This window comes from Massilia sp. LjRoot122 (assembly GCF_964252725.1).
Taxonomy (GTDB): Bacteria; Pseudomonadota; Gammaproteobacteria; order Burkholderiales; family Burkholderiaceae_D; genus Telluria.
The window spans coordinates 31,492-45,108 of the sequence record NZ_CAXUPB020000004.1 but is presented as its reverse complement, the minus strand read 5'-3'; the positions used below and the strand labels follow the sequence as shown (position 1 = coordinate 45,108).

Annotated in this window: 8 protein-coding genes; 1 reads left to right on the top strand and 7 read right to left on the bottom strand. The window is 67.2% G+C overall.

Annotation, left to right across the window (positions count from 1 at the left end; genetic code table 11):
• Positions 1-3: 3 nt before the first annotated feature.
• The 4 genes from ACSQ25_RS25290 to ACSQ25_RS25275 form a co-directional block, all read right to left on the bottom strand.
• A complete protein-coding gene (locus ACSQ25_RS25290; RefSeq protein WP_436108498.1) occupies positions 4-1,704 on the bottom strand; it encodes a hypothetical protein in 1,701 nt (566 codons plus the stop codon).
• 327 nt (positions 1,705-2,031) lie between these two features.
• Complete coding sequence (locus ACSQ25_RS25285) at positions 2,032-3,792, bottom strand: M14 family metallopeptidase (protein WP_436108497.1); 1,761 nt, start codon at positions 3,790-3,792, stop codon at positions 2,032-2,034.
• A gap of 114 nt (positions 3,793-3,906) precedes the next feature.
• Positions 3,907-5,517, bottom strand: coding sequence for a S41 family peptidase (locus tag ACSQ25_RS25280; protein ID WP_436108496.1), 1,611 nt, complete (start codon positions 5,515-5,517; stop codon positions 3,907-3,909).
• Between the two features lie 143 nt (positions 5,518-5,660).
• Positions 5,661-9,215, bottom strand: coding sequence for an indolepyruvate ferredoxin oxidoreductase family protein (locus ACSQ25_RS25275; RefSeq protein ID WP_436108495.1), 3,555 nt, complete (start codon positions 9,213-9,215; stop codon positions 5,661-5,663).
• Positions 9,216-9,418: 203 nt separating this feature from the next.
• Between ACSQ25_RS25275 and ACSQ25_RS25270 the strand changes: the two genes are divergently transcribed.
• Entirely contained in the window at positions 9,419-9,934 is a 516-nt protein-coding gene (locus ACSQ25_RS25270) for an Lrp/AsnC family transcriptional regulator (RefSeq protein ID WP_436108494.1), read from the top strand.
• A 100-nt stretch (positions 9,935-10,034) separates the two neighbouring features.
• On the opposite strand, the gene ACSQ25_RS25265 is transcribed toward ACSQ25_RS25270, so the two are convergent.
• The 3 genes from ACSQ25_RS25265 to ACSQ25_RS25255 form a co-directional block, all read right to left on the bottom strand.
• Entirely contained in the window at positions 10,035-10,685 is a 651-nt protein-coding gene (locus ACSQ25_RS25265) for an N-acetyltransferase family protein (protein ID WP_436108512.1), read from the bottom strand.
• Positions 10,686-10,734: 49 nt separating this feature from the next.
• A complete protein-coding gene (locus ACSQ25_RS25260) occupies positions 10,735-12,285 on the bottom strand; it encodes a DAHL domain-containing protein (RefSeq protein ID WP_436108493.1) in 1,551 nt (516 codons plus the stop codon).
• 98 nt (positions 12,286-12,383) lie between these two features.
• On the bottom strand, positions 12,384-13,616 hold the full coding sequence (locus ACSQ25_RS25255; RefSeq protein WP_436108492.1) for a multifunctional CCA addition/repair protein: 1,233 nt from the start codon (positions 13,614-13,616) through the stop codon (positions 12,384-12,386).
• Position 13,617: the final 1 nt, after the last annotated feature.

Genomic DNA, 13,617 nt, shown 5'->3' with positions numbered 1-13,617 from the left:
TGCTTAACCGCGCGGGAAGTCGCTCGGCGGTGGGGCCGGAGCGGCCGTCGGCGGCGCGGTCGGCGCGGCGGTCGGGGCCGGGGTCGGCGCACTGGTCGGGGCCGCGGTCGGCGCGGCAGTCGGGGCAGCGGTCGGAGCAGGAGTTGGCGCGGCGGTCGGGGCTGCGGTTGGCGCGGCAGTCGGAGCCGCGGTTGGTGCCGGCGTCGGCGCGGCGGTCGGCGCGGCGGTCGGTGCCTGGGTCGGCGCCTGCGTTGGTGCCTGGGTCGGTGCCTGGGTTGGTGCCTGCGTCGGCGCCTGGGTTGGTGCCTGCGTCGGCGCCTGGGTCGGGGCCGCGGTTGGCGCCTGGGTCGGCGCCGGGGTCGGGGCCGCGGTCGGTGCCTGGGTCGGCGCCGCCGTCGGTGCCGGGGTCGGTGCCTGCGTCGGGGCCGGGGTTGGCGCCTGGGTCGGGGCCTGGGTCGGGGCTTGCGTCGGAGCGGGCGTCGGCGCCAGGGTCGGTGCCTGGGTCGGGGCCTGGGTCGGCGCCGGCGTCGGTTGCGTCACGGGCAGTCCCTGGATCGCCTGCAGCACGCCGGCAAGCAAGGTGGAGGGCTGGGCGGATGCAGCCGGTACGCCGGTCAGCGCGCTGGTGGCGCTCACCAGCGCCACGGTGACCGCCGGCAGGCCGGCTTCGGCCGCGACCGTTGCAAGGCGCAGCGGCTGGCCGGCAGGCGCCTGGGTGATCGTGGCCGCCACCGTCTCGGCGCGGTTCTGCACGTCGTCGACGATACGGATGATGGGATCGACGTACAGCGTCAGCAGCGGCTGCAGCGCCGCACCGGTCGCACCCGGTGCCGCCTGCATCACGCGGCCCACGCCGACCGCCAGGCTCGCTTCCACCAGGTTGGCTACGTCGGCCGCCAGCATCACCGTACCGCGGGCGGCGGCGCGGTTGGTCAGCAGGCGGTCCTGGTTGGTGACGGCACCTTGCACCAGTCCGCTGACCGAGGTCGCACCGCCGGACACGCTGATGCGCGTCAGTTCCGCGGCCACCGCCTGGGCCACCCGGCCATAGGCAGCGGTCGCGTCGGCTTCGGTACTGGTCTTCTCGGTACGCGCCATGACTTCCATGGCCTTCTGCAGGGCGACCATCTTCTGGATCAGGGTCGGCTCGGTGGCGGCCACCGTCAATGGGTCGCGGTCGAGCACCAGGACCGAGGACAGGCCGAACACGCGCGCCACGGTCTCGCGCGCCTGGGCCAGGTTAGGCGCCGCGCCGGAGGCGACCATCGCTTCGGCGAGCGTCGTGAGAGGCGTGATGGTCACCGAGGGCTTGCTGGCCGCGTCTTCGACCATTGCGCTCATCGCATAGCTGAACGGCAGCCCGGTCGAGGTGTCGGTGCCGCCCGTCACCCGCAGGCGCTGGCCGTTGACCTGGGCGATGGCCGCGGCCACCGTCAGGCTGAACTTGCCGCTGGCGTCGGTCACTGCGGACGGCTCGGCGCCGTCGCGCTGGCCGTTGTTGTTCTGGTCGAGCCAGACCGTCGAGCCGCTCAGGTAGCCGTCGACGATCACGCCGGTCAGTACCGTGCTGGGCGCCGGCGGTTGGGCAATCGGGCCGGGGCCGGCAGGCGGGGCGGAATCGCCTCCTCCACCGCCACAGCCTCCGAGGGCAAAGGCGATAGTCAGGGCGAGGGTGGATCGTTGTGGCAGGGTCGGTTTGGGCATGGTCCTTGTCTTTCAGCGCGAGTGCATGAGCGCGCCGGGCGACAAGCTGCAGGTGCGAAGACACCTGCGACATGGCTCCGCCATGCACGCGCACGGCGGAACGCACCATGCCGCATGGAGCGGCATGGATCTCTTTCAGGTCGGTGGTTCTCTCACCTGCGCAGTTTGTCTTTTTTTGTAACCGGAGCGCAGTTCACGCGAGACTAGGGGAGTTATTGACTCTTAGCAATACCTCAATTGAGGAATGTATCTGAACGACAACAAAAGTATCCAGTAGAAATGAAAGCGGCGCACCGCAGTGCGCCGCCAGGTCATCCGGAGGGAGTTTCAGGGCGCGGCGTGCGTGCGCAGCACCGGATACAGGTTGAAGCGTTCGTCCCAGGACGAATGACGCTTGTAGAAGAAGTCCAGGCGCGCGTGCGGGTTCCCGGCGAAGGCCGGGTCGGTCTCGACGCGGCGCTTGAACTCCGCCGCCAGCGCCGGATCCGCCGCCATCTGCTCGCGCGCCACGTCCTCGGCCACGTATTCTTCCATGTACTCCTTGCGCTCGAAGGCGTTGTTGAACAGGCCCCAGGCCAGCAGCGAGTCCGGTGCCTGCGGCTCCAGCATGGCCACCACCAGGCGTGCCTTCGGCTGGTTGACCGGCACGTACAAGGATCCCGGCAGTACCGGGCGCGGCTCGGCCTTCCAGGCGCCGTCCAGCGTCAGGCGCTGGTGCGACTCGAAGGAAGTGGCGCCGAAGCTCGCCTTGTCGGCACGGAAGGTTTCCACGGGCGCCTGGGCGATCGCCTTGTCCAGCTTGCGGAAAGCGATGCCGTGCAGCGCCAGTTTCTTCCCGACGATGTCGGCGTAGGCGGCCGGCACGATGTAGCCGGCGCGTGGCGCGCTGACCAGGCGATCCGGCACGACTTCCTCGCGCAGCGGCACGCGCCAGACCTGCGGCTTGCTCTCGTCATAGCGGGTCATCAGCATGCCGGACACCTCGGACTGGGTACGGGTGTACGCGTAGCCCTGGAAGTCGACCATCTCGGTCTTGTCGGTGGTGCGGTAGCTCAGCGCCACCTGGGTGCCGGCCAGTTTGGTGGCGCGGGCGTCGGCGGCCAGTGCGGCCTGCTGCCATTGCTTGCCGTTCTGCGCGACCTGTTCCAGGATCGAGATCACGGTGTTGTGGGTCACGCGCACGCGGGTCGGGTAATCCTTCCACGAATGGGTCTCGACCAGCAGCGCCATGCGGTTACGCAGCGGGAAGTAGCCGGTCGAGAAGCGCGGGTCCGAGACGCTGTCGACGAAGCCGGACTGCGGATCGTCGGTCTTGGCGAAGGACATGTAGTAGGACTGCGGCATCGAGCCCTGCTTGGCGATGTCGGCGATGACCTTGCTGCGCAGGGCCAGGCCGGCCTTGCGGAATTCCGGGTCGCCCGAATACACCGGCTCGACCTGGATCGAGACGTCGTGCTGGAACTTGGCGCCGTCGGTGACGTGCAGGTCGACGTAGGTCAGCGGGTCCCAGGCGTTGACCAGCTTGAGCATGGCCTGCATCTCGGGCGCGTCGGCCTTCACGTAGTCGCGGTTCAGGTTGAAGTTCTGGGCGGTGGTGCGCCAGCCCATCTCGACCGGGCCGCGCTGGTTCGGGCGGTTCCACTTGCCGAAGCGCTCGTGGCCGTCGACGTTGAACACCGGGACGAAGACCAGCACCTGCTTGTCCAGGGCGCCTTTCGCCAGCTTGCCGTTCAGGGTCTCGCGCAGGGCCAGGAAGCCGGCATCCTTGCCGTCGATTTCGCCGGCATGGATGCCGCCCTGGATCAGGGTCACCGGCAGGCCCTGCTTCTTCGCGGCCTGCGGCGTGAACGCGCCGCTGTTCGAGACGATCAGCGCCATCATCGGACGGTTCTCCGGCGTGCGGCCGAACTCGATGCACTTCACCTGCTTCGGATAGGCCTTCGCGAAGTCGCCGCACAGCTTGATGACTTCATCATAGCGGCCGGTCGCCTGGAAGCCGGAGCGCTCGGAAATGGTGGTCAGGTCGGGGGCGGCTTGGACAGCGGGAACGGCGGCCAGCAGGGCCAGCAGCAAGGCGGAACGGATCATCGGGAAAACTCCAGCAATCGTCGAGGTGGCAAAGCCGACGATTATAGACCTGTTTCCAGAATGAAAAGAGCCCGGCAGCATGCGCTGGCCGGGCTCGTTTGTATCAGGCGAAGCTTACTGGCGCGGCTTCGTGTAGATCGAGATTTCCTTCGCCGGATGGCGCACCAGCTCCATGTTTACCTGGCGCGCGCGGGTGGCCGGCGGGCAGGTACCGGTTTCACGGTAGGCCAGGGCCGCGGCCAGCAGGCCTTCGCTGCGGTCGCCCAAGGGGCGCGTCAGGTCATCGGCCACCTGGCAGGTCGGCGCCAGGCCATCCGAGAAATCGCCGAAGCCCTTGTTGTTCACGCCCTTGAACTCGATCGAGAAGTAGGTGGTGCCGCAGTTCGGCACCGGCGTGAAGCCGTAGGGCTTGCCGCAGGTCTGGCTGCCGATCACGTCGACCTGGATGTCGGCGCCGCGCAGGCCGTTGATCACCGCTTCGCTGGCCGAGCAGCTGCCCGAGGTGGTCAGGACGGTGACGCGCTTCAGGCCCAGGTAAGGCAGCGGCGTACCGGCGCGCACCGGGTTCGGCGAGCTGAAGCCGTAGGCCATGCTCAGGAAGGGAATCGCCTGCTGCTGCGGGGTCTTGTCATTGAACTGAGGACGCTCGAAGATCTTGCCTGCAGTCAGCTCCGGACCGGCGATCATGTAGGACAGCTCGCTGGCGATGTACAGCAGGCCGCCGCCGTTGTAGCGCATGTCGAGCACCAGGTCGCTCACGGCGGCCTGCTTGAAGGTGGTGAAGGCATCCACCAGTTCCTTCTCCGACACCGCGTTGTGGGTCTCGAAGCTCAGGTAGCCGACCTTCCCGGTCGGGGTGTCGAGCACCTGCACGTGCTTGACCGGGTCGATGCGCACTTCCGCGCCGGTCATCGACACGTCGAAGCTGGTACCGCCGCGCTGCAGGGTGAACTGGTGCGCCTGGCCGGCCGTCTCCGGGAACAGGCCGGCATTGATCCTCTCGACCTGGTCGGCGGTGCTGCCGTTGACGAAGTCGACGCCGTCCACCTTGAGCAGCATGTCGCCGCGGCGCAGGCCGGCGGCTTCGGCCGGCGAGCCCGGCTCCACCAGGGTCACGAGCCAGGTGCGCGGCACGGTGGCGCTGTTGCGCTTCCAGGTCACCCCATAGCCCAGGTCGATGCCGGAGGTCTGCAGCTTTTCCCAGTCCTCGGTGGCGTAGGTGAAGTGATACTTGTCCTTCGGCTGGCCCGACTCGGTCAGGGCCGAGGTCTTGAGCACGTTGAAGTAATCGATGGGGTTGGTGAAGTCCGCCATCCGATAGGTGTTGGGGATCTCGTTGTACCAGAGGTAGTACTGGTTGGCCCAGGCGCGCAGGAACTTCAGCTCGTCGAGCAGGGTGCCCTGGCGGTCCGGGAAGGGCTTGCCCTCGCTGTCCAGGCCGGTGCGCGGCTTGGCGCACAGGTTCCAGTAGGTACCGAAGGCATCGCCCAGCAGATTCGGATTGAGGTCTTCCGGCGTCGCCGTGCCGCCCGGCGGGGTCGGGGTTGGCGGCGTCGGGTTGACCGGCGCGGGCGGCGGCTGTTGGCCGGTCTGGCCCGAATTCGAACTGGCGCCCGGCGAACCCCCGCCACCGCCACATCCGGCGAGGACGAAAGCTGCGGCGAGCAGCGATGCGATCAGGCGGGGAGTGGTCGTCGCACGACCATGTGCAAATGGCGGTTTCATGCGATTGATTATAGACGCGGCTACCGGGCCCAAGTGCAACCAACTGTAACAGTTGGATCTGATGGACAACAAGAAATGCTAAGGGGAATCCAAAAGAACAAGACCACCAGCGGTGGCCTTGTTTCCTTGTCATCCGAGCTGGGTCAGGCTGCGCGCGGCGCGGCGCCGGAAGGCAGGTGGAAGGCCGCGACCAGGGCCGCTTCCTTCTGCCTGGCCGCCTTCAGGTGACGCTCCTTGACGTGGCCGTAACCGCGGATGTCTTCCGGGATGCTGGCGATCGCCACTGCCTGCGCGAGGTTCTCCATGGTCAGCTTCGGCAGCAGCGCTTCCACGGTCTGGCGGTATTCCCCGATCAGCGCACGCTCGGTGCGGCGCTCGGCGGTGTAGCCGAACACGTCGAACGGGGTGCCGCGCAGCCCTTTCAGTTTTGCCAGCACGCCGAAGGCGCCCATCATCCACTGGCCGTATTCCTTCTTCAGCGCGCGGCCTTCCTTGTCGTGCTTGGCCAGCAGCGGCGGCGCCAGGTGGAACTTGAGCTTGATGTCGCCTTCGAACATGTTGGCGATCTTTGCACGGAAGGCAGGATCGGTATGCAGGCGGGCGACTTCGTACTCGTCCTTGTAAGCCATCAGCTTGTAGAAGTAGCGCGCCACGGCTTCCGCCAGGCGGCTTCCTTTACCCAGCTTGGCTTCCTCGGCGCGCACCTGGTCGACGAAGGCCTTGTACTTCGCGGCATAGGCGGCGTCCTGGTAGGCGGTCAGCAGTTCGACGCGGCGCTTGATCACGTCGTCCAGGCTGTCGCTGCGCTTGAACTCGATCACCTGGGCCGGGGTGGCCAGCTTCTTCACCGCGGCCAGGTCGTGGGCGGCAGTGCGGCCCCAGTGGAAGGCGGCCTTGTTGAACGGCACCGAGACGCCGTTCAGTTCGATCGCCTTGATGAGCGAGGCTTCCTGCAGCGGCACGTGGCCCTTCTGGAAGGCGTAACCCAGCATGAACATATTGGTCGCGATCGCGTCGCCCATCAGCGCGGTGGCGATCTTGCCGGCGTCGACGAAGTCGACGTTCTCCGCGCCGCAGGCCTGGACGATGGCGCCGCGCGAACCCTCGGCCGGGAATTGCCAGTCCGGGTTCTTCACGAAGGCCGCGGTGGTGGCGCCGGTCGAGTTGACGGCGGCCCAGGTACGGCCCTCGCCCATGCGGCTCAGTGCATCGCGGGCAGCGGTGACGATCTGGTCGCAGCCGATCACGAGGTCGGCGCTGCCGGTGCCGACGCGGGTCGAGTGCAGGTCGGCCTGGTGCTCGGCCAGGCGCACGTGCGACATCACCGGGCCGCCCTTCTGGGCCAGGCCGGACTGGTCGAGCACGAGCGCGCCCTTGCCTTCCACGTGGGCTGCCATCGCCAGGATCTGGCCGACGGTGACCACGCCGGTGCCGCCCACGCCGGCGATCAGGATGCCGTAAGGCTCCGCCACCGACGGGATGATCGGTGCCGGCAGTGCCGGCGGGGTCGCGTCAGCGGTCGCCGCTTTCTTTGGCTTTTTCAGGCCGCCGCCTTCGACGGTGACGAAGCTCGGGCAGAAGCCCGACACGCAGGAGAAATCCTTGTTGCACGAGGACTGGTTGATCTGGCGCTTGCGGCCCAGTTCCGTCTCCAGCGGCTCGACCGACAGGCAGTTCGACTGCACCGAGCAGTCGCCGCAGCCTTCGCACACGGCTTCGTTGATGACCGCGCGCTTGGCCGGGTCGGGGAACTCACCTTTTTTCCGGCGGCGGCGCTTCTCGGAGGCGCAGGTCTGGTCGTAGATCACGGCCGACACGCCCGGCATCTCGCGCAGTTCCTTCTGCACGTCCATCAGCTCGGAACGGTGGCGCACGGTGACGCCTTCGGCCCAGGCGTAGTCGTCCGGGTATTTTTCCGGCTCGTCGGTGACGACGATGATCGGGCGCACGCCTTCGGCGGCGATCTGGCGCGTGATCATGCCCGGATCGAGCGGGCCGTCGACGTTCTGGCCGCCGGTCATCGCGACCGCGTCGTTGTACAGGATCTTATAGGTGATGTTGACCTTCGCGGCCACGGCCGCGCGGATCGCCAGAATGCCCGAGTGGAAGTAGGTACCGTCGCCCAGGTTCACGAACACGTGCTTCTCGTCGGTGAAGGGCGACTGGCCGATCCAGGTCGTGCCCTCGGCACCCATGTGGGTGAAGGTGGAGGTCTCGCGGTCCATCCACAGCACCATGTAATGGCAGCCGATGCCGGCCATGGCGCGCGAGCCTTCCGGCACCTTGGTCGAAGAATTGTGCGGACAGCCCGAGCAGAAGTAAGGGATGCGGTCGGTTTCCGGATTCGCCTTGGCCGGGATGTTCTTCAGCACCAGCTCTTTCTGCTCGAGGTAGGCGATGCGCTGTTTCACGCGCTGCTCGACCGGATGGCCGGCGCAGTAGTGCGAGATGCGCGAGGCGATGGCGCGGGCGATCTGGGCCGGGTTCAGCTCGTAGGTGGCCGGCAGCAGCCAGTCGCCGTGACCCATGCGGTCCTTGTTGCTCCATTCGCCGGTGTCGTCGAACTTGCCGACCACGCGCGGACGCTCGCCGTCCGGCAGGTTGTACAAGGCTTCCTTCAGGGCGTATTCCATCACCTGGCGCTTCTCTTCGACTACCAGGATCTCGTCCAGGCCGCGCGCGAACTCGTGCACGCCTTCGGATTCGAGCGGCCAGGTCATGCCGACCTTGTACAGGCGCAGGCCGATGTCGGCCGCCGCCTGCTCGTCGATGCCGAGGTCGGCCAGGGCCTGGCGGGTGTCGAGGTAGCTCTTGCCGGCGGTGATGATGCCGATCTTCGGCCGTGGGCTGTCCCAGATGATGCGATTGAGCTTGTTGGCGCGCGCATAGGCCAGCGCGGCATACCACTTGAAATTGCTCATGCGGACTTCCTGGTCCAGCACGGCGTCCGGCCAGCGGATGTTCAGGCCGCCAGGGGGCAGTTCGAAATCGGTCGGCAGCGCGATTTGCACGCGGTCCGGGTCGAGGTCGACCACGGCGCCCGATTCGATGATGTCGGTGACGCACTTCATCGATACCCACAGGCCGGTATAGCGGCTCATGGCCCAGGCGTGCAGGCCGAAGTCCAGGTATTCCTGCACCGAGGACGGATACAGCACCGGGATGCCGCAGTGGGTCAGGATGTGGTCGGACTGGTGCGCGGTCGAGGAGGACTTGGCCGCATGGTCGTCGCCGGCCAGCACCAGCACGCCGCCGTGCTTCGCGGAGCCGGCATTGTTGCCGTGCTTGAAGACGTCACCGCAGCGGTCCACGCCCGGGCCCTTGCCGTACCACATGGCGAAGACGCCGTCGTACTTGGCGTCCTTGTACAAATTGGTCTGCTGGGTGCCCCAGACGGCGGTCGCCGCCAGGTCTTCGTTCATGCCCGGGTGGAACTTGACGTGGTGGGCCTCAAGGTGCTTCTTCGCCTTCATCGCGGTCTGGTCGACGGCGGTGACCGGCGAGCCGCGGTAGCCCGTGATGTAGCCGGCGGTGTTCAGGCCGGCTTTCAGGTCACGCTCGCGCTGGAGCATCGGCAGGCGGACCAGGGCCTGCGTACCGGTCATGAACGCACGGCCGCGGTCCAGGGTCCACTTGTCGTCGAGGGTGATGTCGTGCTGCGGCAGTGCCAGGTCGGCGCGCTCGAGGGGTGCGTTCATGCGGTGTCTCCGTCAACTTTTATCAGGGATACAGGGCGCTGCGGCTCTTGGCGGCCATCGTGTGCGCGGACTGGTTTTGACCAGCCTGATCCATCAGGCGCACAGTATATTCCTGGGTCACCGGCATTAAATTCCAATCAATTCCCCCCGCCGGACGATTTGCGCAATAAAATTGCTGGGTTCGCGAATCCACCGAGGAAAACATGTCAAAAATTGAGCTCGACAAGACTGACCGCAAGATCCTGGCAGTGCTGCAGACGGATGGCCGGCTGTCGAACCAGGACGTGGCCGAGCGCGTCAACCTGTCCCCTTCCCCCTGCCTGCGCCGCATCAAGCGCCTGGAAGAAGCGGGCGTGATCCGCCAGTACGTGGCCCTGGTCGACCCGGACAAGATCGGCCTGGGACTGCTGGCCTATGTGAACGTGCGCCTGGAAAAGCACAGCGAAGTGGCGGGCGGCGCCCGCGGCGCCCCCAGCCTGCCGGCGACCTCGCCGCGCAATGATTTCGCGGTGTCGGTGGGCACCTGGCCGGAAGTGGTGGCCTGCTATGCGATGACCGGGGAGATGGATTTCCTGCTGCGCGTGCACGTGGAAGACATGGACCACTTCTCGCGCTTCATGATGGGGACCTTGCTCAAGCATCCGGCGGTGCTGGATGTGAAGTCGAGTTTTGCGCTGCAGAGGATCAAGGAAACCACCGCACTACCTGTAGTTGCGTAGGGTGGACGGCTTCGCCGTCCGCGCGTTCGACTGACGTTGAATACCACGGAGCGGGCCATTTCTGCACGATTTGAACGCGCGGTCGGCAGAGCCGACCACCCTACTTCTTCGGCCCCAACCACTTCGCCGCCGCGCGCGCATTCGCCTTGACGGTGTAATCGATCACCGCCCACTGTTCTTCCAGCGCCTCCGCCATCACGCTCGCCGGGCTCGGCGGCGGCAGCTGCAGGTAGGCATCCGCCTCGCCGTATTCGCGCTTGATCTCCATCCCCGCCTTGCGCGCGATGTGCATCATGGTCTGGTTGGAGGTCAGGCACTGCATGTACAGGGTGTCCACGTCCGCATTGCGGCAGTGGATCGCCGCGCGCTGGAACAGGCGTGAGCCGACCCCCTGGCCGCGCGCCGACTTCGACACCGACACGCCAAACTCCGCTACCCGCTCCTTTTGCGTCGGCTTGCCCTTGTCGGCCTTGGCGAAGGCCAGGTGCCCCACCCCGACCAGCTGGAACACGCGGCTCACCACGCCGAACACGATGTCCTGCCTGAAATCGATCTTCTCGACGTACTTGGCGATCGCATCGTCGGGAATGACGCTGCCGAAGCGCAGCAGGCGGTCGTTGTCGTCCAGCGCCAGGAAATGGCGCAGGATGCGGCGGCGGTCGCGCTCGCCCAGTTCCTTGACGAGCACGGTCGGGCGGCCGGTCTTGCCGCCGAAGCCCTTCAGCCAGCGGAAGAGCGCGTTGTCGAACATGGTTGGCATTCTTTTGTGCAGTGCAACATAAACCGCATTGTAGCGGATTCTACTGTGCTACGCTGTTCTGCACCGGCACGGTCCACTGCGCCTGGGGGCTGACCACGAACACGCCCTTGCCCGCCTGCTTGGCCTCGTACATCGCCTTGTCGGCTTCGGCCAGCAGCGCCGCCGATCCGCGTGCCGCCCCCACTTGCCCGCGCGCGCTCGAGATGCCGATGCTGGCCGAGATCCTGACCGGATTGCCGTCCGCCTCGGTCACCGACTTGATCTGGTCGAGGGCCAGCTGGGCCACGCGCAAGGCGCCTTCGCGCGAGGCAACCTCTTCCAGCATGATGACGAACTCGTCGCCGCCCAGGCGCGCCAGCGCATCCTCGGCGCGCAGCTTTTCCTGCACCCGGCGCGCCACCATCTGCAGCACCAGGTCGCCGGTGGCGTGGCCATAGGTGTCGTTCACGGCCTTGAAGCCGTCGAGGTCGATGAACATGATGACCACCACCGAATCGCGGCGGGTGGCCCGGGCCAGGGCCCGCTCGAGCAGGCGGGTCAGCTGGCGATAGTTGATCAGGCCGGTCAGGCTGTCGTGCTGGGCCAGGCGTTCGAGCTGCTTCGATTGCGTTTCCAGCTCGGCGGTGCGCTCGGCCACGCGGTGCTCGAGGTTTTCGTTGGCCGCCTGCAGGCGGTGGTTGACCTCGCCGATGATGCGGTAGCTGCGCCGCAGGCGCATGCCGGCATAGGCCAGCAGGAGCAACAGGAAGGCCGAGTAGGCGAACAGGTAGCCGCGGTAGCGCTCGCGCACCGCCAGCGCGGCGTCGAAGGAGCGGTCGAACTCGCGTCCCAGGCCGTCGAGGGCGGCGCCGGTGGCGGTGGCGGCGATCTGCGCCTCGAGCCGGTTTTCCAGCGGGCGTTTTTCGAGGATCACACGCGCGGCCTTGATGATGGCGTCCATCTTTTCGACCACGGCCGGCGAGAACGCGATCTCCTGGGCCGCGATGTCGCCCAGGATCTCGTCGATGCGCGCTGCCAGCGGCGGGCTGGGAACGACGTTGTAGCGCAGGATCTCGGTCAGCAGCGCATTCAGCGAGGCATCCAGCCGGATCACGAGGCGGGCCGGCGCCAGCGCTCCTTCGATGCCGCCCAGTTCGGTTTTCAGGTCGGCCACGGCCGGCGGCAGGAAAGTCAGGGCCTCGCGCAGCGGCGGGTTGTGGCGCGCAAACTGGGCGGTGAGCAATTCCTTGCGCTGGATGGCGTCGCGCAGCTGGGAATAGGACTTGTCCACGGCCGGCGCACCGGCTTCCGGCACCACCTCGCCGAGGCGTGCCAGCAGGTCATGCATGCGCGGCAGCTGGGTGGTCAGGTGCGGGGTGGCCGGCGCGCGGCCGATGTGGGCGCGCAGGATGTTGGCGTCCCATTCCGCGTCGAGCTTTTCGAGCTCGCGCAGGTTGAGCATCACATCGTTGCGGATCTCGGGATCGGTTCCTTCCGAGCGGATATAGAAGTAGGCGAGCAGCAAGGCCAGCACCAGCACCGCCAGGCCGGCAAGTTGCAGGCGGCGACGCGGTTTCAAGCTCGCTACGCGCTGCGCCAGCACGGCAACCATCTTTCCTCCGTTACATTATTACAAACATCGCATTGTTATCTGGAGAAGGATAGCAAAGGCTTGCGGTTCAGCCGTGCACTGTAGGGACAGCCGCCGGTTCAGGCCTCGCGCAGCGCCGCCTTGACGGCCGAGACGCGCGCCGCGTGCACCGCTTCCGGAATCTTTTGCCGGTCCTCGGCGTAGCGCGCCGCGACTTCGCCCGCATTCACGGCGCGCGCCGCGTCGAGGGCACGCTGCAAATGCGGCCGCTGCGGATAGTCCTGGAAGCGCATCGGATGCCCTTCGTGCCCGCGCCCGCGCGCATCGCATTCGGAGGCCAGCAGCATCTGCGCGAAGCGCTCCGGCTTGCGGAAGGCGTCGCAGCGCTCGAACAGGGTGACGATGGTATTCGCCCGCAGTTCGAGGGCGCGGCTGACGTTGCCGTGCTCGCGCGCCGTCATCAGGGCCAGGTCGCGGCATTCGTTGGGCACCTTCAGGCGCTTGCACACGGCCGTGACCAGTTTCATTCCCTTGAATTCGTGGCCGTGGTGGGCCGGCCAGGTTTCCTCCGGCGAGATGCCCTTGCCCAGGTCGTGCACCAGCGCGGCGAAGCGCACTTCGAGCGGCAGCGCCTGCGAGGCGGCGTAGTCGATCACCAGCATGACGTGCACGCCGGTGTCGACTTCCGGATGGTGCAGCGGCGGTTGCGGCACGCCCCACAGGGCGTCGAGTTCGGGCAGGATGCGTTGCAATGCGCCGCAATCGCGCAGCACGGCGAACATGCGCGAGGGCCGCTCTTCCATCAGCCCGCGCGACAGTTCCTGCCACACGCGTTCGGGCACCAGGGCGTCGACCTCCCCCGCCTCGACCATGCCCTGCATCAGCGCGAGGGTGGTCTCGTGCACGCGGAAGTCCGGGAAGCGCGCGGCGAAGCGCGCCAGGCGCAGGATGCGCACCGGGTCTTCGGCGAAGGCGCCTGACACATGGCGGAAGACGCGGTCGCGCAGGTCGGCCTGGCCATTGTAGGGGTCGACGATGCTGCCGTCCTCGGCGCGTGCCATGGCGTTGATGGTCAGGTCGCGCCGCACCAGGTCGTCCTCCAGCGTGACCTCGGGCGAGGTGTGGAATACGAAGCCGTGGTAGCCGGGCGCGGTCTTGCGTTCGGTGCGGGCCAGCGCGTATTCCTCGTGCGTCTCGGGATGCAGGAAGACCGGGAAGTCCTTGCCGACCGGGCGGAAGCCCTGCGCCACCATCTGTTCCGGGGTGGCGCCGACCACCACGTGGTCGCGGTCCGTCACCTGCCGCCCGAGCAGTTCGTCGCGCACGGCGCCGCCGACCACGTAGCTGCGCATG

Coding starts and splice junctions, on each gene's coding strand:
- ACSQ25_RS25270 (WP_436108494.1), top strand. CDS start 9,419: ATGTCAAAAATTGAGCTCGACAAGACTGACCGCAAGATCCTGGCAGTG.
- ACSQ25_RS25255 (WP_436108492.1), bottom strand. CDS start 13,616: ATGCGCAGCTACGTGGTCGGCGGCGCCGTGCGCGACGAACTGCTCGGG.
- ACSQ25_RS25290 (WP_436108498.1), bottom strand. CDS start 1,704: ATGCCCAAACCGACCCTGCCACAACGATCCACCCTCGCCCTGACTATC.
- ACSQ25_RS25260 (WP_436108493.1), bottom strand. CDS start 12,285: ATGGTTGCCGTGCTGGCGCAGCGCGTAGCGAGCTTGAAACCGCGTCGC.
- ACSQ25_RS25285 (WP_436108497.1), bottom strand. CDS start 3,792: ATGATCCGTTCCGCCTTGCTGCTGGCCCTGCTGGCCGCCGTTCCCGCT.
- ACSQ25_RS25265 (WP_436108512.1), bottom strand. CDS start 10,685: ATGTTCGACAACGCGCTCTTCCGCTGGCTGAAGGGCTTCGGCGGCAAG.
- ACSQ25_RS25275 (WP_436108495.1), bottom strand. CDS start 9,215: ATGAACGCACCCCTCGAGCGCGCCGACCTGGCACTGCCGCAGCACGAC.
- ACSQ25_RS25280 (WP_436108496.1), bottom strand. CDS start 5,517: ATGAAACCGCCATTTGCACATGGTCGTGCGACGACCACTCCCCGCCTG.